We start from the raw sequence: 19,874 nt of genomic DNA, 5'->3' as shown, positions 1-19,874 counted from the left end.
GGCCGGGTCAGGTCCGGCCGGCGGCGAACAGGATCAGCACGACGATCAGGATCGCGCCGGCCTGAAAGAAGATACGCTGCTGCATCATCCGGTTCGATTTGAGCGATGCCTGGCTGGGGCCACCGCCCTTCACCGCCGCGCTCGATTCCTGAAGGAAGGCGATGATCCCGCGGACCAGTGCCACGACCGTCGCGATCATCGCGGCGATCAGCAGAATGACGAGGAACGTATTCATGACCTCAATTTAGGTGGTCGCACCCGAAAAGCCATAGGACAGGATGTCCCGGCGCAGCCGATCGGCCAGCGCGCGGCCATCTTCTCCATCGTCGCGCATAGCGGCCAGCGTCGGCGCCCCATCGCGCTTGGCCAGGCGGCGGCCGTCCGGGCCCATCAGCAGCGGGTGGTGGTGATAGGCGGGGGTGGGCAGCGCGAGCAATGCCTGGAGCAGGCGGTGGACGTGGGTCGCGGCGAACAGGTCCGCGCCCCGGACGATGTCGGTCACGCCCTGCGCGGCATCGTCGACCGTGACCGCGAGGTGATAGCTGGCCGGCGCATCCTTGCGCGCGAGGATCACGTCGCCATGGGACAGCGGATCGGCAGCGACGTGGCCCGCGGTGGCGTCGTGCCAGTCGAGCGGGCCGGTGGCGGCGACGGCGGCGGCCATGTCGAGCCGCCAGCAATGCGGCCGGTCGCGCCGCGCCGCGACCTCGGCGGCGGCCAGGCGGCGGCAGGTGCCGGGATAGGGCGGGGCGGTGCCATGCGGGGCGGACAGGCTGGCGGCGGCGATATCGGCGCGCGTGCAGAAACAGGGGTAGAGCAGCCCCCGCGCCGTCAGCGTCGCCAGCGCATCGTCGTACAGGGTCAGCCGCTGCGACTGGAACACCGGTCCCTCCCAGGCGAGGCCCAGCCATGCGAGATCGGCGAGGATCGCCCCGACATGTTCGGGCCGGCTGCGGGTGCCGTCGATATCCTCGATCCGCAGCAGGAAACGGCCGCCCCGCGCCACCGCCAGATCGTGCGCGCGGATCGCGGAGACGGCATGGCCTAGGTGGAGCCGCCCGGTCGGGCTGGGCGCGAAACGGGTGACGCAGCCGGGGCGGGGGGCGGGGGGTGGGCCGGATGTCGGGGTCGGTTCGTCACGAACCCCTTGACCCGGAATCGGTCGGCGTGCTGTCATACCCCTGTCACGCCCGTCGGCGACAGCGCCTCCGGACCTGATTGGTATTGCTTGGGAGGGCTCGTGTTTCATCCCGACCTGATCCGACATCCGGACAGTTGCCCGACGTTGGTGCTGAATGCGGACTATACGCCGCTGTCCTACTATCCGCTCAGCCTGTGGCCGTGGCAGACCGCGGTCAAGGCGATGTTCCTCGACCGCGTCGATGTGGTGGCTCATTACGAGCGCGAGGTACACAGCGCCAGCCTGTCGCTGAAGCTGCCTTCGGTGATCGCGCTGAAACAGTTCGTGCGGCCGTCGCAATTCCCCGCCTTCACCCGGTTCAACCTGTTCCTGCGCGACCGGTTCGCCTGCCAGTATTGCGGCCATGGCCGCGACCTGACGTTCGACCATGTCGTGCCGCGCGCGCAGGGCGGGCGGACGACGTGGGAGAATGTCGTCACCGCCTGCGCGCCGTGCAACCTGAAGAAGGGCGGGCGCACCCCGCGACAGGCGTCGATGCCGCTGCACGTCGAGCCGATCCGGCCGACCAACTGGCACCTGCAGGAGCATGGCCGGTCGTTTCCGCCGAATTACCTGCACCAGACATGGCACGACTGGCTGTATTGGGACGTTGAGCTGGATGCGTAACGACCGGTACCCCCCTGAACCGACGGGTGGCCGGTATCTGGCCGACAGGGGATCATGATGCGATTGACGGGTGCGGGATGGATGGCGGCGGGGGTCGTCGCGGCCGGGCTGGCGGTGGCCGGCTGCGGACCGAGCGACGACGAGAAGCGGGCGGCGGCGGATGCGAAGGCGGCGTCGTTCACGCCCCCCTCCGTCACCTCCCGCCTCGATTTCGGCAGCGCGATGACGCGCCGGTTCCGCGCGCTGGATCGCGATGCCGACGAATTCATCGACAAGACCGAGCTGCCCAGCCGCAATTCCCGCCTGAACCGGCTGGACCGCGACAAGGACGGCCGCATCTCCGCGATAGAGTTCTCGGAAGGGATGCTCGGCTGGTTCGACCGGGTCGATGCCAATCACGACGGCACCATCACCTCCGACGAGCGCGAGGCCGCGCGCAGCGATCCCGATGCGTCGGCGGCGATCGACAAGACGGAGCCGTACAAGCGCGAGCAATAAGGCGCGAGCAATAAGGCGCGAGCGACAGGGCGGGCACAATAAGGCCGTGCGCGATGGGCCTGGCGGTCGTCCCGGCTTGACCTCCACCCTGCCGCAGCGCAGCAATACGGCATGACCAGCCTTCCCCCGATCGCGAACGATCCCGACATCCGCTTCCTCGGCACGCTGCTGGGCGACGTGATCCGCGATTATGGCGGGGAGACGCTGTTCGCCGCGACCGAGACGATCCGGCGCGCGTCGGTGGAGCGGCATCGCGGGCTGGCGGACGAGACCGCGATCGACCTGCAACTCGAACGACTCGATCTGGACGATACGCTGGAATTCGTGCGCGGCTTCATGCTGTTCTCGATGCTCGCCAATCTGGCGGAGGACCGGCAGGGGATCGCGGTCGAGGAGGGCGCGGACATGGCCGCCGTACTCGACCGGCTGGCGGGCGAGGGGATCGACCGCGACCGGGTCGTCGCGCTGTTGGAACAGGGCCTCGTCGCGCCGGTGCTGACCGCGCATCCGACCGAGGTGCGCCGGAAAAGCATGATCGATCATCGCAACCGCATCGCCGAACTGATGGCGATGCGCGATGCCGGTCTGGCGGAAACGCCGGACGGGGATGCGGTGGAGGAGGCGATCCGCCGCCAGATCGCGCTGCTGTGGCAGACGCGGGCGCTGCGTCGCGACCGGCTGGGCGTGGCGGACGAGGTGGAGACGGCGCTGTCGTATCTGCGCGACGTGTTCCTGCCGACCATCCCCGCGCTGTATCAGCGATGGGACCGGGTGCTGGGCCGGCGCTGTCCGGGGTTCCTGCGTCCGGGCAGCTGGATCGGCGGCGACCGCGACGGCAACCCCAACGTCACCGCCGCCTCGCTGTCGCTGGCGCTGGGCCGGGCGGCGGAGGCGGTGATCGGCCATTATCTGGATACCGTCCATGCGCTGGGCGCCGAACTGTCGATCTCGTCGCACCGCGCGGCGGTGAGCGACACGGTGGAGGCGCTAGCCGACGCGAGCGGAGACGGAGCCGGCAGCCGTCGCGACGAGCCGTTCCGCCGGGCGCTGTCGGGTATCTACGCCCGGCTCGCCGCGACGCATCTGGCGCTCAGCGGCAAGCCGGCGCCGCGCCCCGGACGGCTGCACGGCGAACCCTATGCCGATCCGGCGGCGTTCCGCGCCGATCTGGTCACGATCGCGCGCGGACTGGCGGCGACCGCCGGGGCCGGGGGCGGCGCGCTGGCGTCGAGCGGGGCGCTGGCGCGGCTGATCCGGGCGGTCGACGTCTTCGGCTTCCATCTCGCCACGCTCGACCTGCGGCAGAACTCCGCCGTCCATGAACGCGTCGTCGCCGAACTGCTGAAGGTCGCCGGGGTCGAGGACGATTACCTGTCGCTGGACGAGCCGGCGCGCGTCGCGCTGCTTCGCACCGAACTGGCGAATGCGCGGCCGCTGACCAGCCGGTTCCAGCCCTATTCGGACGAGACCGCGTCCGAACTGGCGATCGTCGAGGCGGCGGCGGCGGCGCACCGGCGGTTCGGGACGGCGGCAATCCGTGTCTATATAGTGTCGATGGCCAAGTCCGTCTCCGACCTGCTGGAGGTGAACCTGCTGCTGAAGGAAGCCGGCCTGTACCGCCCCGGCGATACGCCCGAGGCGGCGATCATGGCGGTGCCGCTGTTCGAGACGATCGAGGATCTGGATGCCGCGCCCGCGATCATGCGCGACTGGCTGGCGATGCCCGAGAATGCGGTGATCGCACAGGCGCGCGGCCATCAGGAAGTGATGATCGGTTATTCCGACAGCAACAAGGACGGCGGCTACCTGACCTCGACCTGGGGACTGTCGAAGGGATCGACCGCGCTGACCCCGGTGTTCGAGACGGCGGGCGTGGGGATGCAGTTGTTCCACGGGCGCGGCGGCGCGGTGGGGCGCGGTGGCGGTTCCGCCTTCGCGGCGATCCGCGCGCAGCCGGCGGGCACGGTGCAGGGGCGCATCCGCATCACCGAACAGGGCGAGATGATCGCCGCCAAATACGGCACCCGCGAAAGCGCCGCGACCAATCTGGAGGCGATGGCCGCGGCGACGGTGCTCGCCAGCTTGGAGCCGCCGCGCGTGTCGGCGACGGAAAGCGCGGCGTTCGGCGCGGCGATGGACGCGCTGTCAGCCACCGCATTCCGCGCGTATCGCGACCTCGTCTACGGCGACGATACGTTCCGCACCTTTTTCCGGCAGATGACGCCGATCGCGGAGATCGCGAATTTGAAGATCGGCAGCCGCCCGGCCAGCCGCACCAAATCCGACCGGATCGAGGATCTGCGCGCGATCCCGTGGGTGTTCAGCTGGGCACAGGCACGGGTGATGCTGCCCGGCTGGTACGGGGTGGGGCAGGCGATCGCCGCGCATCCCGATCAGGGCCTGCTCGCCGAGATGGCGGAGGGGTGGCCGCTGTTCGCCGCGACGCTGGCGAACATGGAGATGGTGCTGGCGAAATCGGACATGGCGATCGCCGCGCGCTATGCCGCGCTGGTCGACGAACCGCTTCGCCCGTTCTTCGACACCATCCGTTCCGGTTGGGATCAGACCCACGACGGATTGTTGCGGGTGACCGGCCAATCCCGATTGTTGGACAAAAGCCCGGCGCTGGAAAAGTCGATCCGGTTGCGATTGCCCTATATCGAACCGCTCAACCTGCTCCAGATCGAACTGATGAAACGCCACCGCGCGGGCGAGGAGGATGCGCGGATCAACGAGGGCATCCTGCTGTCGATCAACGCCATCGCCACCGCGCTGCGCAATTCGGGGTGAAGGGGGCAACATTCGCCCCCCTCACTCCGTCATGGCGAGCGCAGCGAAGCAATTCAGGGCGTCGCGCACCGGGCGCTGGATTGCTTCGCTGCGCTCGCCATGACAAAAAACGGCAATCTTCTCAGTTGATCCGGGTGCGGAAACGGAGCCGGTAACTGGTGCCGGTGGTATGCGCGCCGGTCAGCGTGACGCGGATCGCGCGGACGCGGGGGTCGTAACCGGCAGCATCGGGGACGGGGACATAGGTCCAGCCGGTGCCGTTCGAGAATTCGATGCCGTCGGTCGTGCTGTTCAGCGCCGTCCAGCGCATCGACAGGCCGGTGCCGAGCAGCCCCAGTCCCAACAGGTTGCCGTCCGCGAATTCCACCGGGCCGCTGCCGGGGAGGCCATAGTCGGTGACCCGCAGCGAGACGTTGGGGGGGATGGTGTCGGCGATCACCTCCGTGCCCACGACGGTGGTGATCGGGTTGGGATTGCGCACGGTGATCGCATAATCCACCACCGCGCCGGGCAGCGCGCGCGGATTGAGCAGGCTGAGATCGTCGGACACCAGCGTCGATGACTTGGTGATCGTCAGGTCCGCCGCCCCTGCCGCCGTGGCCGCCAGCAACGTGGCGGCGATCCACCATGCCGCCCTCATCGCCCGATCCCCAGCAATGCCCGCGCCGCGTCGATCGCGGTGCGCGCACTGTCCTGATCCACCTTGATCCGCAGTGTCACATAGGGTCCCTTGCGCGTGTAGCGGTCGGCGCCGGCATCACGGTCGCGGTAGCCGGCGACGTTGTAGCCGGCGGTCAGCCACAGATTACCCGCCGGCGACACGCCGACCGATGGTCCGCCGCTCCATGCCCAGGCGTCGCGTCCGCTCCATGCGTGCTGGACGGACGCCTGCACGCCGACATCGAACCGGTGGCCGATATCGTGGCGCAGTTCGAACCCGGTCACGTCGATCAGCCCGTCATACGCATCGCCGGTGAATTTTCCGCGAATGTAGCGGATGCCGTGGTGCAGCGTCGCCTCCATGCCGTGCCCCGCGCCTTCCGGCCCGGTGCGATAGTTGAGCGCGAGGTTGTTGACGATCCGGTCGGTCATCTGCGTGCCGGTGAAGGCGGCGTCGGCGCGTTCGCGGTGCAACTCCAGCCGTTCGAGGATCGACCAGCGGCTGTCGAACGGGCGCAGCGCGAGCGCGAGGTCGGCGTCGGACTGCATCGCGCGCGCGCCGGCCCGGTCGGTGACCCGCCACGTCCGCACCCCGCCCGCGACCGTGCCGCCGCCGCCCAGCGTGCGCAGCAGGTTGGCGGTGAAGCCGAACCGGTCCTCCGCCGTCGCATCGCGCTGTTCGATGCGGGCGTTCCATGCCCAGCGCGCCGCGCGCCACGCCACGCCCAGCGTCATCGCGCGATAGTCGCCGTTCACCTGCGTGGCCGACAGATAGCCACCCGACGCCGCCGGCTGGAAGGCGTTGATCCCGCCCGCCACGGGTATCCGGCCACGCACGGTGTCGGCGGCATCGACGGTCGCCTCCACGCTCCAGCCGCCGCCGAGCGGCACCGACTGGGCGAGGCCGTACTGCGCATAGGTGCGGCGGCCCGCCACCCCGGTCGCCTGATCGTTCAGCGTGCTGGTCAGCTTGCCGCCGCGCCACGGCGTCAGGTCGAACCCCGCCTGCACGGTGTTGGTGGCGAAATCGGCGCCGTCCGCCCGCTCGTATCCGGCGATCAGGCGCACCGCGTCGGTGGCGCGCCACGATGCGGTCACCTGCTGGCGGGCGGGGAAATCGACGCTTTCCTTGCGGCCGCCGGGGGCGACCTGGGTCTGGCCCGACAGGGTGAGCCGGTCGGTGATCGCGTGCGTGCCGCCCAGCGTCAGGAGCAGGCTGTCGCGGTCGCGGCCGTCCAGCCCCCGGTCGCGCGCGATCTGCGCGCCCGCGAACAGGGTGCCGGCGGCGCGGCGATATTCCAGCCGCGCATCGCCCGCGATCCGTTCGCCGGTGCCGATCAACTGCGTCTGGTACCAGCCGGTCGCGGTCAGATCGAGCCGGGGGGCAAGGCGCAGGCGCGTGTCGATCCCCAGCTTGCGCGTGCCCGCCTCGACCAGATTCTGCTGGCCGACGCCGAAGGCCACGTCCTGCTGCCGGCCATAGAGGAGCAGGTCGACCCCCGCGCCGTGATGCTCCGCCTCCGCCAGCCAAGCGAGGCCGTCGGCCAGCCCGCGCCGGCCGCCGCCGGCGAATTCGCCACGCAGTTCGGTGGCATTGCCCAGGCGCGCACGCAGATCGGCGCCGCCGACCGTCGCGTTGCCCAGCGTCTCGTCGCGGATCAGGGTGGCGCCGATCTCGACCCGGCCATCGCCGGTGCGGCCGGCGATCCGCCCGCCGGCGGCGCGGCGGTTGGCGCGGGTCGCCTCCACTTCATATTCGGCGACGATGAACTGCGGGTTCAGCCCGGCATCGCGGCTGAGCACGGGATCGCGGAAGCGGACGGTGCCGAGGCGGATGTCGATCTCGTAATCGATGTGCCGGGTCAGCGGCACGGTGGACAGGATACGTTCGGAACGGAAGCGGTCGCGCACCTCCAGATGCAGGCGATCGGTGTTGGGCACGATGCCGCGCTGCGCCAGCCGGTACGGACCGGTCAGGCCGTTGCCCTGGATCTCGTCGCGGGCATAGCGCGTGTCGACCCGCGCGGCGAAGCCGGTGGCGCGCAGGGTGCGGCCTTCATATGCCGCCTTGGCCCCGGTCAGCGTGCGGCTGTACCGGGTCAGCTGCGTGTCGGTGAAGCCGGTGCGGATGTCGCCGAACAGGGCATAGGCCTCACGCCGTTCCAGCCGCAGGTACAGCTTGCGCCGGCTCGCCGCGTCATACCCCTGCACCGCGCTGTCGCCATAGACGGTGTAGTAGCGGTCGGGATCGATCGTGTCGGCGATGCCGCGCCGCGGATCGTCGCGACGGTCGCTGTCATAGGCCATGGTGAGCAGCCACGATCCCCGGATGCGGCCGCTGGCATAGAGGGCGAGCTGCCCGTCGGTGACCAGCGCGCCGCGCGCGCCGCGGGGCAGCGCGCTCGCCCTGGTCCGCAACGTGTCGTAGCCGAGCGAGCCGGCGCCGAACCCGACCACCATCCAGTCGCGCGCGGGCGCGGCGAGCCAGGTGCGGATTTCGCTGCGCTGGACCCGGCGGTCGTCGGTCAGCGTGACGACGGCATGGACCGCGCCCGCCTGCGTCGTCGGCGCGAGCGTGAGGAAGGCGATGCCGTCGTCGCCGACGACCTGCGCGGTCATCTCCGCGCGGTCGGTGCCGGTGCGGGCGCGGGCGCCCTCGCCCGTCACGGTCGGCGCGGCGCGATAGGGCTGGTCGACGCGGAAGGGCACGGGGGTACCGGCGCGGACCGGGTGACCGTCGCGGTCGACGACACGGACCGCGAGCAGCGGCCGCGACAGGCCGTCCGCGACCAGCCGGCTGTGGGCGGGATCGAAGGTGGCGACCACGCCGGCGCCGGCATAATGGACATCGCGCGTCAGCACGGTGGCGATGCCGCCGTCCACCCCCCGCACCGTCGCGACGAGCCGGTTGTCGCCTTCGTGCAGGGGAATGCCGGTCCAGCGCGACACGGCGACGCCGGTGCCCTGTTCGGTGCCGTCGAAGGCGAGGGGATCGACCGCGACACCGTCGATCGTCAGCGTGATGCGCTGGCCGGGGGCGTGCTTCACCACCACCCGTTGCGCGGGCGAGCGGGGATTGTGGCCGATCGCGGGGAACAGCCAGTCGGTGCCCGGCTGCGCGCCGGCCAGCCAGTCGCGGTTGCCGGCGGCGAGGGCATCGCCCTCGGCCACGATCGGCAGCGCATCGGCGGCGGCGGCGGTCCGCCCGGTCGGCTTCAACTGGAAATCGACGCGCTTGAGCAGGCCGCCCTGCCCCTCGACGAAGCGGGAGATCGCGCTGCCCGCCTGCCGGGTATCGGCGTCGCAGGCGACCGCCGCATGGCTGGCGGGGATGCTGGCGGTATCCAGTTGCAGGACATGGCGTCCCGCCGGCACGCCTTCGAGATGGTAGAGGCCGTCGCGATCGGTGACCGCGAAGCTGCCGTCCTCCAGCATCAGCCGCACACCCGCGATGCCCCGCCGCTTGTCGACCGGATCGCCGCAATCGCCCTCGGTCACGCGGCCGATCACGGTCATCGCGTCGGTGAAGGGCAGCGGCTGCAACCGGACGGAGGCGGCGGCATCGTTGCTGGTCAGCCCGTCACCATCCGCCTGCGCGCGGTTCACCGCCTCGCCCATCGGCGCACCGGGGGCGATCGAGACGATATAGCTGATCTCGGTGGTCGCCCCGGCGCGCAGCGGCGCGAGCGGGAAGACGAGCGAGCGGCCGTCCGCCGCCATCTCTGGCTCAGCAGTGCCGCGGGTCGAACCGCGACGATAGCGCAGGCCGGGCGGCAGGTGATCGGTGATCCGCACCGCCTGCGCCACGCGGTCGCCGCGATTGGCCAGCCGCAGGCGATATTGCACGACATCGCCGGGCACCGCATCGCGGACCGAGGCGGTCTTGGTCAGCAGCAGTTTCGCCTCGTCGGGCCGGTCGAGCGGAATATCGGCATAGAAGGGATCGGGGGTCGACAGCGTCAGCGACCGCCCGAAACTGGCGTCGTTCAGGATGAACGGCTGACCGCGGGGATCGGTCAGGCGTTGCAACGTGGCGAGCGGCACGATGGAGGGAGCGGTGTAATCCCCCGGGGGCTGGATGCGCAGGTAATAGACACCCGGCAGGGTCAGCGGAAACCGGTAACGCCCTGGCTGGGCGGGATAGAAGGTGCCGCCGGCATCGGTGATCGCGCTGCCGCTGACCATGGTCGAGGGATAGCGGCTGACCCCGTCGTCGCCGAACACCGTCGCCGGCTGGCCATTGGCATCGACCAGCGACACGGTGGCCCCGTCGATCAGCACGCCGGTGCGCGAATCGAAGACGAAGCCGGCGGGATCGATCAGCAGCGACTGGGCGGAGGAAAGGCTTTCCGCATCCTCATCGAACGACAGGGTGATGCGCACGCCGCGCTGGGCACGGCCGTCGCAGGCGCGCAGTTCGGGGTGCTTGCCGGTCGCCGTCGCGGGCACGCCGCCGGCGAAGACGCCGGTATCGCCGCCGGTCTCGCGCAGCGGCACCTTGATCATGGTATTGCCGACACCGGCGGTGATGACCGTCGTCTCGCGCAGCCCGGCATCGTGGTTGCCGGCGCGGTTCTCGATCACCAGCAGCATGTCGCTGTACACGTCGAGCGTCTTCACCTCCTGCGAGGCGGCGAGCGTCGTCTGGTCGATCGGGGCGGGGGTGAAGGACAGGCTCGGCGTCGTCCGGCATTCCATGCCGGTCATCTCGTAGGTGGGCGGCGGGCGGTAGAAGCGCAGCGTCGTGGGCTGCTTCGCGCGGATCGTATCGAGCGTGACGGTGTTCGACGCGATCGCGCGGGTCGTGCCGTCGGTTGCCGTGAAACGCAGCGTCGCGGTGTTCTCCACGCGCGTCGTCTGCCCCGCCGCCGCGATGGCGAGGCAGGCGAGATACAGCGCGACGAGGCGCACGAGGCGGTGGATCACGGACATGCAGGGGGCCGTTCCGGCGCGCGGGGGGCCGCGCACCGGACTGGGCATTCTCCAATAGTATGAGTAAAAAATCAGTCGATCGTGACGCGGAAGCTGGCGGCGACCGATGTTCCACCCGGTACGGTTGCGATCGTCGCGGTCACGGTGCGGGTGCCCGCATCATAGGAGCCGCGATAGGCGCCGGTGCCCGATCCGTTGTCGGCGATGCTGACGCCGTTCAACAGGCACACCCCGTTCGCGCCGATCCCGCCGACCGACAGCGATCCGGGGATGTAGGTGGTGTTGGCGGGGACGATATCGGTCAGGTTGACGTTGGCGGCGGGGGTGGACGGCGTCGCGTTCTGCACGGTCAGGCAATATTGCACGATGGCGCCCGGCAGCGCCTTGGGATTGAGCGTGCTGATGCCGTCGGACACGACCGACGCCGACTTCGTCACCGTCAGGCTGACATTGGTGGTCGTCACCGCGAAGCTGGCATAGGCCCAGGCGCGGCCGTTGCGCGCCGCATCGAAGCCGAGCAGCCCGTCATTGTCGTTGTCGGCGAAGACCACGTCGATCTCCGCATCCTGGTTCACGGTGTTGAGCGGGGTGGGGATCAGCGGCGTCCCCTGCGTTCCGCGCGCGCCGCCGATGGCGGCGATCGCCTGCAACCCGATCTGCGCGCCGGTGGCGGCGGGATTGTTCGACGGAATGTCGCCGATCACGAAGACGGCGCGGGTCTTGTCGGCTTCCAGTTCGTCGATGAAGGTCGCGGTATCGACCGCCGGATCGTACAATCCGTCGCCATCGGCGTCGACGACGATGCGGACATTGTCGAGATCGAAATTGTCCGCGCCCGTCAGCAGGCCGACCGGCATCAGTTGCGCCAGGGTCAGCAGGAAATCCTGCGTCGCGTTGGTGTTGTTGGTGACGCGGAAGGTGGTGACGACGCTGGTGTCGCCGAAATTGACCGAGGTGGTGGCGCTCTGCGCGGCGACCACCGCCAGGTTCACCTTGCGATCGACCACGAAGGTCGCGGTGTTCGACGGCGTGCTCTGCGCGTTGCCGTTGACGGTATAGGTGGCCTGTGCCGTGTTGCTGACGACGGTGCCGGCGGGCGTGACGGGGGCGGTCTGGGCAAGGGCCGGCGTCGCGGCGGCGAGGGTGGCGATCGCGGCGCCCCCCGACAGCAGGGACCGCAGGGCGGGGGGAGGCATGATCGAGTTCTCCTGATGGGTTTTGATGGAACGGGTCACCGGACGACGGCCCGGAAAGCGAGGCGGCCGGCACCGCCGGCGGGCAGCGGGGCGGACAGCCGCCAGCGGACATGGGTGACATCGTCGGCGGTCGCGGGCCGGGTGCCGCCGCCGGGCAGCGCGACGGTCAGCGTGCCGAGCGGGCCGAAGCGGTTGCCGTCGACCGACAACTCGGGGGCGGGGGAGGATGGCTGCGCCCCACGATAGGCCAGCCCGCGCGGCATCGGATTGGCCAGCACCAGCCCGGTGATCGCCGCCGTGCCGGTGTTGCGATAGGCCAGCTCCACGACCAGCGGATCGCCGGGCAGGGTCCGGCGTGCGGGCGCCAGCGCCGGTACGGCGCCCGCCGTCGCCACCGGCTGTTCGGCGAGGACACGGGTTTCGAGGTGAAGCGGCGCGGCGGCCGCGGCGGCCACGGCGATGGCCGCCAGGCTGGCGAACGGGATCATGCAGACAGTCCTTGGGGTGAGGGGGATCATGGCAGGCGGACCTGGAACCGGACGGTGCGGATCGCGGCGGGGGGAACGTCGCCCAGCGTCACGGCGACCATGTCCCCCTCCATGCCGCCGGCATCGTCGTCGGCTGCATCGGTCAGCACCGTATCGTCCAGCGTCAGGCTGCCGGGGACGTAGCGGGTGCCGGCGGGGATCGGATCGTCGATCCGCGCATCGCGCGTCGCGCCGGGGAAGCGGGCGACCAGCGTATAGGTGACGATCGCGCCGCTGGTCGCCTGCGCCGATCCGTCCGTGGCGCGCACCGACTGCGTCTTGACCAGGGTCGGCGCATCGACCGGCGCCTCGCCGGGGTCATCGGTCGGCATATCCGGCGACATCGCGACGAAGGGCAGGTCGATGGTGGCGCTCGCGCCGGTCGCGCCGATCACCGCATCGCCGCCGGCATCGCCGGTGCCGGCGAACGCATCGGCCGGCGTTCCCGAACCGGTGGCGGCGCGGGCGGTGACCGTCACCACGCCATCCGCCGCGCCGACACCCGACACCGGTGCGATCAGGACCAGCAGGCGCAGCGTCTCGCCCGGCGCCAGCGGCGGCGTGGTGCCGGCGAGCATGGTATCGATCGCGGGATCGAAGCGTCCGTCGCCGTCGACATCGATCGCGATGCCCGCCACGGTCACGCCCGCCACGGTCGCCTTCGCCTCGATCGCGAAGGCTTCGCGGCCGGTGCCCGTATTGGTCAGCTGCACGGCGAGCGGGGTGGATGGCGCGACCAGCGTCGGCGCCGCGCCGCCCGACGCCAGGGCGATGTCCAGCCGTTCGGCGACGGTCAGCGTGACGCTGTTCGACGGGACGCGGCGATCCTCCCCGTCAAGCGTGAAGGCGACCGCGGCGGTGTTGGTGATGACGGTGCCCGGACGGGTCTGCGCGGCCAGCGGCAGTCCGCCACCGGTAGCCGCCAGCAGGACGAACGCCGACAGCAGGCGTCGCATCGCGACGTTCTTTCTGCTGTCCGCCTGTGCCTGCACGTTTTAGTCCCCGATTGGTTCCCGGGGAAAATGCAGTGTTGTGCTTAAGTAAAATTTACGAACCCAATACTGTCTCTTTTTTGCAGATATCTGGGCTATCCGAAGCAATCCGATCCTTTTTCGCGCAATTTTTTGATGTCGGCGGCGTGCTGGGGGATCGAATGAAATCGATCTGGCGCCGATCGGTGCCGGATGGCGGCGAATCGTCGCGCCGATCGGCCGAACCGTGCGGCCCGGCGCAACCTAGCGACCCGCAAGTCGTTGATACCACACACCACGCGACGGTCGAACGCGCGTGGTGACCATCTTCATCATCAGCGACGGGACACTATCATGGGATTGTTCACCAAGGATATCGAGACGCTGCGTGACCTGTACGTCCACCAGCTTCAGGACGTCTATTATGCCGAGCAACAGATCACCAAGGCATTGCCGAAGATGATCGAGAAGGCCACCGATGCCGAACTGCGCATGGGCTTCGAGACGCATCTGCGCGAAACCGAAGGCCAGATCGCCCGGCTGGAGCAGGTGTTCGAGCTCGAAGGGCTGAAGCCCAAGGGCGTCACGTGCCCGGCGATCGACGGCATCATCAAGGAGGCCAACGAGGTCGCGGGCGAGATCGCCGACAAGGCGGTGCTGGATGCCGCGCTGACCGCCTCCGCACAGGCGGTCGAGCATTACGAGATCGCGCGTTACGGCACGCTGATCGCTTGGGCCGGACAGGTCGGTCAGGCACAGAGCGTCCGCCTGCTGAGCGAGACGCTGGCCGAGGAAAAGGCCACCGACGACAAGCTGACCAAGCTGGCCGAGTCGAAGCTGAACGCCCGCGCCGAACTCACCGAGGCGTAAGCCGGATGTCGCCCGCCGCCCTTATGGGGTGGCGGGCGATCCTTCGATCAGGCGTAACGTCGCCTCATCCGGCGCGCCCCCGAAGAATCGTTGCAGCACCATGCGATACGGGGCCGGATCGTCGGCCACCGCGGCGAACAGCGTCATCGACGATCGCAGTTTCAGCGCATCGATGCCGCCCATGATCTGCTCGACACTGCCCGGTGCCGCCGCCACCGCCTGCGTACAGGCCAGCAGGCGCGGCCCCAGCAACGGATGCGCCAGATAGGCGGATGCCTCGTCCGCCGAGACGATCGCATAGTGGCGGGCGGTGTCGCTGCGGCCGAGCCCGGCGATCTGGGGGAAGATCCACCACATCCAGTGGCTCCGTTTCCGGCCGGCGCGCAGTTCCGCCAGCGCGGCCTCATAACTGGTGGCTTGCGCGTTGACGAAGCGGGACAGGTCATGGATCATCGGCAATCTCCGATACCGGCAACCCATTGCGGCGCTCGGACGTTCCCCCGCAAGATGGGGAGAGGAAAGGGAAAATGTCGATGCGCGGTCGGCCCATGGCATTGTTGTTCATCACCCTGACCATCGCCGGTTGCGGCAAGCGCGACGACGATCCGGCCACGCTGGCACCACCCGAATTCGTGCCGCCGGTGACGCAGGCGCCCGCGCCGGTCGCGGGGCAGGCGAACACGGTGCCGCTGACCGCCTATGTCGGGCATCATCCCCGCGATGCCGTCGATGGCGTTTCCTTCTTCGACCGCACCGAGGTCGCCAACGCCCTGATCGAGGCGGTGCCCGAGGCGGACCTGCGCCGCCGCATCATCGGTCGCGATACCGACCAGCGGCGAATCTTCGCCGACGGGCCACGGATCGGCATGCACGGTTGCGAGAAGCAGCGGTGCGACGCGCGCAACTGGACGATCCTGGTCACGGCCGATGGCGATGCCAACGGTGCCGCCTTCTGCTATCACGACAAGCAGACGATGGGCGACACCAGCCGCTGGACCACGCGGGCCGGTACCGACCGTCGTCCCGGCCCCTGCCCCACGGCCTGATCGCGGAACCCTGATCGCGGAACAACCCCGCGCCGACGCGTTTTGTCCAGGCATAAGGAGAAGCCGATGCTCGAACATGTACCGCAATGGCTGGGCAAGGCGCTGCGCGGGGTGCGGGCCGGCACCGACAAGCTGACGATCGCGCAGCAGTCGCTCGGCCCGTTCGGCGAGATCGCATTGACCAGTCCCGCCTTCGCGGACGGGGCGCGATTGCCGGAACGCTTCACCGCGGACGGGGAAGGCGTGTCGCCACCGCTGCTGTGGCGCGATCTGCCGGCGGACACCGGATGGCTGGCGCTGATCGTCGAGGATGCCGATTCGCCGACGCCGCAACCGTTGGTCCATGCCGTCATATGGGGACTGGCGGCGGAGGCGGGGTCGCTCGCGGAAGGGGCGATCATGGCGGATGGCGATGGCGACGGCGCCCGCGATGTCGGTCGCAACAGCTATGCTCGCGAGGGCTGGCTGCCGCCCGATCCGCCGAGCGGGCATGGCGAGCATCGTTATGCGTTCCAGTTGTTCGCGCTGGACGGTGCTGCGCCCGATCCCGGTGCCAGTCCCGGCCGCAGCGCGCTGGTCGCGGCGATGACCGGGCATGTGCTGGCCGCCGGCCTGCTGGTCGGCACCTATTCGCGGATGGAGGAAGCGCCGGTGGGGCCGGTAGGGGCTGTCGGCGCGGTGGCGTGAGGCACGCCTGACCGGATCACCTGATCGAAATCAGGGGCGGGTCATGCCATCATCACCGGGCCGCTACCGGCGATGACGATCACGGTGGAGATAAGACCGATCAGGCCGACAAGGATGGTCTGTTTCATGGCGGGGCGTTCCGTCGTGCAGGGTGCCGCGATCACGCGATGGGCAGGACGGGAACGGCGGTGCAGATCGCGATCGTCGCGAAGACCAGCGCCGCGACCGAGGTGCAGAGGAACTGGCGGGCGGACTGGAAGGTGGTCGACATGGTGATTCTCCGAGGTATCGGTGCCGCCGATCGGCACCGATATCCCATGCTTTGCACCTGCCGTGCCAGTTTATCAGGCCATTGATATTACGGCGTTTTCGATGAAGTCCATTCTGTCCGGTGGCGGATTTCACCGGTCGGTATGGTGAAATCCGCCAGACATCGTTCCGGATCGCCTCAGCGCGCGCAGACCCGGTCCCTGCCCTGTGCCTTGGCGGTATAGAGCAGCTTGTCGGCACGCTCGGTCGCCGTGTCGGTAGTCTCGTCGGGGCGGATCGTGGTGACCCCGACCGAGAAGGTGACGGCACCGATCGGTTCGTCGGTTTCCCGGTTGCGCAGGCGTCGGGCGGCGATCGCGGCGCGCGCGCGGTCGAGCAGCCGTGCCGCTTCCGCGACGTTCAGCCCCTTCAGCAGCACCGCGAACTCTTCGCCGCCATACCGCGTGACCAGATGGCCGGCGCAATGATCGGCAAGCGCGTGGCCGATCATGCTGAGCACGCGATCACCGACGCCGTGGCCATGCTGGTCGTTGATCCGCTTGAACCGGTCGACGTCGCACAGCGCCAGGCAATAGACGGCGTCGTCCCGGGCGGCGAGGGCTTCGGACAGGGCGAGGCGGTTAGGCAGGCCAGTCAGCGGATCACGCCGCGCGATGGCATGCGCCTCCGACAGTTTCAGGCGCAACTCCTCGGTTTCGTCGGTCGCGCGGGCGAGGCGTCGTTCGGCTTCCTGGACGCGGGCGATCATCCCGCCGGTGATGTTGGACAGGCGATCGAACGCGCTCGGCGGGACCGAGCCGATCTCGGCGGCGCTTCGGGCCAGATCGCGACCGAAGCCGTTATTGTCGCGCCGCATCGTGCGCACGATGTCGGCGACACCGTCGACCTGGGCCTGGGTGGCGGCAACCAGATCCTGCACCTGCTGATCCGGCATCGCATCGGCCTGACCATCCTGCCAATGCGGCACGGCGGCATCGGCCGCGGTCGTCGCCTTGGCGACCAGCGCCTCCAGCTCCTCCCGGCCAAGACGCGCACCGTCCTTGGTCAGGCGAACGGCCTCCCGTGCCGGCTCACCCGACAGATCGTGCAGGATGGCGTAGGCCAGCCGGTAATGTTCCGGATCGGGACTCAGCCGATGTTCCGTCAGGAACGCGCCGATTCGAAGGAACAGCCCCTCGTTGCGCGTTCGCCAGACCATACTGGCATCTCCCATTACCATGCTCCCCGTGTTCGATCGTCATGGGTAGCGGCAAATCGTTAGCGACCAGTGACTGTTCCCGTTCCGGCGCGACTATCGCCCCATTATGGATGTATCGGCCGGCCTGTTGGGATATCAACAGGCCGGCCGGCCGATGCATCAGCGCGCCAGCTTGCGCACCGCCGCCAGCGTCTGCGCGACATGGTCGGCGGGGTTCATGTCGTCATGGACATAGGCTATGCGGCCATCGCGCCCGATGACGTAGCTGGTCCGGGTGGTGACGCTGCGTCCCTGCACGGCGCGGGGCAGGGCGACGTCGTAGCCCTTGACCACCGCCGGTCCCGCGCTCGCCACCGCGAACTGGCCCGCGCACTTTTCCGCCGAGAAACGGGCGAGCGTATCGACGTCGTCCGCCGACATGCCGATCACGGTCGCGCCCGCCGCCTTGAACTGGGGGATCGCCTCGGCGAAGGCATGGGCTTCGGCATTGCATCCACCGGTGAACGCGGCCGGGAAGAAATACAGCACGACCGGCCCCTTGCGGAGCGATTCGCGCAGCGACACCGGCATCACCTTGCCCGCGATCGCGCCACGGGTCGCGAAGTCGGGGGCCTTGGCACCCAGTTTCAGGGCTGCACCCGCCGGGGTCGCGGCGATCGCGGCGGCGGCGATCAGGAAGGCGGAACGGGGGAAACGACGCATGACGGGTAATCCTCTCGACTGGTTGCGAAGGATGTAGCGCGGCGCGGACGGGCGCGATAGGCCGTCCCCATGCCCGTAACCGCTTCCGACATCGAACTCGCCCACGCCCTTGCCGACGCCGCGGGCGCGGTGATCCGCCCGTATTTCCGCAAGGCCCATGGGCTGGAACTGAAGGCCGACCGCTCGCCGGTGACGCTGGCCGACCGGGAGGCGGAGGCGGCGATGCGCCGGCTGATCGAGGCGGAACGCTCCGGCGACGGCATCCACGGCGAGGAATACGGCATCAAGGAGGGCGTCACCGGCCGGCAATGGGTGCTCGACCCGATCGACGGTACGCGCAGCTTCGCCGCCGGCCGCGCGATCTTCGGCACGCTGATCGCGCTGGTCGAGGATGGCTGGCCGGTGCTGGGCATCATCGACCAGCCGGTGCAGCGCGAACGCTGGGTCGGCGTGGCGGGGCGGCCGACGGTGCTGAACGGCGTGCCGGTGCGCACCCGTGCCTGTGCCGCGCTGGAGGGCGCGACGGTGGCGACGACCAGCCCGCATCTGTTCGCGGAAGGGGACGTCCCGCATTTCCTGGCGCTGGTCGCGGCGGCCAGCGGCGGATCGCCGCGGCAGGGGCCGGTCTATGGCGGCGACTGCTACAATTACGGGCTGCTGGCGGCGGGGCATCTGGATATCGTCGCCGAATCGGGGCTGCAACTCTACGATTTCGCCGCGCTGGTCCCGATCGTCGAGGGCGCGGGCGGGCGGATGTGCGACTGGGACGGCGATCCGCTGACCGCCGCGAGCCAGGGCCATGTGCTGGCGATCGGCGACCCCGCCCGCACCGACGACGTGCTGGAGGCGATCCGGTCGGTCCCGCACGGGCATTGAGGCCGGCATGACGGCCCAGCCGAAGGGCGCCGCGCCGTTCGTCGCCCGGCGGGGACGCCCGAGCGCCGATCAGGTCGCCGCGATCGAGCGGCGCATCCTGTCGGTGGCGTGCGCGACGTTCCTGGAACACGGCTTCGCGCACAGTTCGATGGATGCGATCGCGGCGGCGGCGGGGGTGTCGAAGGGTACGCTCTATGCCCGCTATGCCGGCAAGGCCGAGCTGTTCCACGCGATCGCGCTCGAACAGATCGCGGCATGGCGGCACCATGCCCCCGCACCGATCCGGGCGGAGGCGGGGATCACCGAATCGGAGCGGCTCTATCGTTACGGCATCGCCTTCCTCGCGCGGATGCGGATGCCGGAGATCGCCGCCTTCCATCACCTGATCGTGGCGGAGGCCTATCGCTTTCCCGATCTGGCGCGGCAGTTCCACGACGAGGGTTATGGCCGTGCCATCGACCTGTTCGCGGACGAGCTGAAGGCGGCGGCGGAAGGCGCCCGCTGGCCGATCGGCGATCCGCGCGGCGTCGTCCACGCCTTCATCGCGGCGCTGCTCGGCTGGATCGGCATCCAGACGCTGCACGGCCCGGTGACCGATGCCGCCTGCGAAGCCTATGTTGCGCGTCTGGTCGCGGTGTTCGTCGGGGGCCGGTCGGGCTGGTGACGCGGATGCCGCCGGGCGGCGGGTGGGCGATCAGGCACCGGCCCGTGATGACGAGTCATGCACGACGCTTTCTGGCCGGGCATGCGGCACAGTCAAAAAAAACCCCGCCGACCCAAAGGGGCGACGGGGCTTTTCATGGTGGGCGTGGCAAGGATTGAACTTGCGACCCCTGCGATGTCA

Annotated in this window: 19 protein-coding genes; 8 read left to right on the top strand and 11 right to left on the bottom strand. The window is 69.5% G+C overall.

The window, feature by feature from the left end:
• Positions 1–7: 7 nt before the first annotated feature.
• On the bottom strand, positions 8–235 hold the full coding sequence (locus IFT82_RS14445; RefSeq protein ID WP_192128006.1) for a twin transmembrane helix small protein: 228 nt from the start codon (positions 233–235) through the stop codon (positions 8–10).
• Positions 236–244: 9 nt separating this feature from the next.
• On the bottom strand, positions 245–1,177 hold the full coding sequence (gene gluQRS / locus IFT82_RS14440) for a tRNA glutamyl-Q(34) synthetase GluQRS (RefSeq protein ID WP_192128004.1): 933 nt from the start codon (positions 1,175–1,177) through the stop codon (positions 245–247).
• 63 nt (positions 1,178–1,240) lie between these two features.
• On the opposite strand from gluQRS, the gene IFT82_RS14435 reads away from it, so the two are divergent.
• From IFT82_RS14435 to ppc, 3 genes are all read left to right on the top strand, one after another.
• Positions 1,241–1,807, top strand: a complete 567-nt coding sequence (locus tag IFT82_RS14435; RefSeq protein WP_192128002.1) for an HNH endonuclease — start codon at positions 1,241–1,243, stop codon at positions 1,805–1,807.
• A 54-nt stretch (positions 1,808–1,861) separates the two neighbouring features.
• Positions 1,862–2,305 carry a hypothetical protein gene (locus IFT82_RS14430; RefSeq protein WP_244646775.1) on the top strand — a complete coding sequence of 148 codons (444 nt, stop codon included), beginning with the start codon at positions 1,862–1,864 and terminating at the stop codon, positions 2,303–2,305.
• Positions 2,306–2,416: 111 nt separating this feature from the next.
• A complete protein-coding gene (gene ppc / locus IFT82_RS14425; RefSeq protein ID WP_192128000.1) occupies positions 2,417–5,095 on the top strand; it encodes a phosphoenolpyruvate carboxylase in 2,679 nt (892 codons plus the stop codon).
• A 121-nt stretch (positions 5,096–5,216) separates the two neighbouring features.
• On the opposite strand, the gene IFT82_RS14420 is transcribed toward ppc, so the two are convergent.
• The 5 genes from IFT82_RS14420 to IFT82_RS21345 all read right to left on the bottom strand — a co-directional run bounded on the left by IFT82_RS14420 (position 5,217) and on the right by IFT82_RS21345 (position 13,402).
• Positions 5,217–5,735, bottom strand: coding sequence for a hypothetical protein (locus IFT82_RS14420; RefSeq protein WP_192127998.1), 519 nt, complete (start codon positions 5,733–5,735; stop codon positions 5,217–5,219).
• Entirely contained in the window at positions 5,732–10,687 is a 4,956-nt protein-coding gene (locus tag IFT82_RS14415; protein ID WP_192127996.1) for a DUF11 domain-containing protein, read from the bottom strand. Before IFT82_RS14415 ends, IFT82_RS14420 begins: the two co-directional genes overlap by 4 nt.
• A gap of 71 nt (positions 10,688–10,758) precedes the next feature.
• Positions 10,759–11,883, bottom strand: coding sequence for a DUF11 domain-containing protein (locus tag IFT82_RS14410; RefSeq protein ID WP_192127994.1), 1,125 nt, complete (start codon positions 11,881–11,883; stop codon positions 10,759–10,761).
• 35 nt (positions 11,884–11,918) lie between these two features.
• Positions 11,919–12,371: a hypothetical protein gene (locus IFT82_RS14405; RefSeq protein ID WP_192127992.1), complete on the bottom strand. Its 453-nt coding sequence runs from the start codon at positions 12,369–12,371 to the stop codon at positions 11,919–11,921.
• A gap of 26 nt (positions 12,372–12,397) precedes the next feature.
• Complete coding sequence (locus tag IFT82_RS21345) at positions 12,398–13,402, bottom strand: DUF11 domain-containing protein (protein ID WP_207105792.1); 1,005 nt, start codon at positions 13,400–13,402, stop codon at positions 12,398–12,400.
• A 333-nt stretch (positions 13,403–13,735) separates the two neighbouring features.
• Between IFT82_RS21345 and IFT82_RS14395 the strand changes: the two genes are divergently transcribed.
• Positions 13,736–14,251 carry a YciE/YciF ferroxidase family protein gene (locus IFT82_RS14395; RefSeq protein WP_192127988.1) on the top strand — a complete coding sequence of 172 codons (516 nt, stop codon included), beginning with the start codon at positions 13,736–13,738 and terminating at the stop codon, positions 14,249–14,251.
• Positions 14,252–14,272: 21 nt separating this feature from the next.
• On the opposite strand, the gene IFT82_RS14390 is transcribed toward IFT82_RS14395, so the two are convergent.
• Positions 14,273–14,704 carry a DUF1810 domain-containing protein gene (locus IFT82_RS14390; RefSeq protein ID WP_199860511.1) on the bottom strand — a complete coding sequence of 144 codons (432 nt, stop codon included), beginning with the start codon at positions 14,702–14,704 and terminating at the stop codon, positions 14,273–14,275.
• A gap of 80 nt (positions 14,705–14,784) precedes the next feature.
• Here IFT82_RS14390 and IFT82_RS14385 point away from each other — a divergent pair, with 80 nt between their 5' ends.
• Positions 14,785–15,297 carry a hypothetical protein gene (locus tag IFT82_RS14385; RefSeq protein ID WP_244646774.1) on the top strand — a complete coding sequence of 171 codons (513 nt, stop codon included), beginning with the start codon at positions 14,785–14,787 and terminating at the stop codon, positions 15,295–15,297.
• A gap of 66 nt (positions 15,298–15,363) precedes the next feature.
• Positions 15,364–15,984, top strand: coding sequence for a YbhB/YbcL family Raf kinase inhibitor-like protein (locus tag IFT82_RS14380; RefSeq protein ID WP_192127984.1), 621 nt, complete (start codon positions 15,364–15,366; stop codon positions 15,982–15,984).
• A 41-nt stretch (positions 15,985–16,025) separates the two neighbouring features.
• Here IFT82_RS14380 and IFT82_RS21215 read toward each other — a convergent pair whose 3' ends face one another.
• The 3 genes from IFT82_RS21215 to IFT82_RS14370 form a co-directional block, all read right to left on the bottom strand.
• Positions 16,026–16,148, bottom strand: a complete 123-nt coding sequence (locus IFT82_RS21215) for a hypothetical protein (protein WP_274602245.1) — start codon at positions 16,146–16,148, stop codon at positions 16,026–16,028.
• A gap of 284 nt (positions 16,149–16,432) precedes the next feature.
• Positions 16,433–17,467, bottom strand: coding sequence for a GGDEF domain-containing protein (locus IFT82_RS14375; RefSeq protein WP_244646773.1), 1,035 nt, complete (start codon positions 17,465–17,467; stop codon positions 16,433–16,435).
• 144 nt (positions 17,468–17,611) lie between these two features.
• Entirely contained in the window at positions 17,612–18,154 is a 543-nt protein-coding gene (locus IFT82_RS14370; protein ID WP_192127983.1) for a peroxiredoxin, read from the bottom strand.
• 69 nt (positions 18,155–18,223) lie between these two features.
• On the opposite strand from IFT82_RS14370, the gene IFT82_RS14365 reads away from it, so the two are divergent.
• The gene (locus IFT82_RS14365) at positions 18,224–19,030 is read left to right on the top strand and encodes an inositol monophosphatase family protein (RefSeq protein WP_192127981.1); all 807 of its coding nucleotides are present in this window, start codon (positions 18,224–18,226) and stop codon (positions 19,028–19,030) included.
• A gap of 7 nt (positions 19,031–19,037) precedes the next feature.
• Positions 19,038–19,694 carry a TetR/AcrR family transcriptional regulator gene (locus tag IFT82_RS14360; RefSeq protein WP_192127979.1) on the top strand — a complete coding sequence of 219 codons (657 nt, stop codon included), beginning with the start codon at positions 19,038–19,040 and terminating at the stop codon, positions 19,692–19,694.
• Positions 19,695–19,874 lie beyond the last annotated feature (180 nt).

The sequence above is a fragment of the Sphingomonas sp. CFBP 8760 genome, assembly GCF_014841615.1.
GTDB lineage: Bacteria > Pseudomonadota > Alphaproteobacteria > Sphingomonadales > Sphingomonadaceae > Sphingomonas.
Note: the sequence above shows the minus strand (reverse complement) of the source record. Positions and strands in the feature narration are given on the sequence as shown.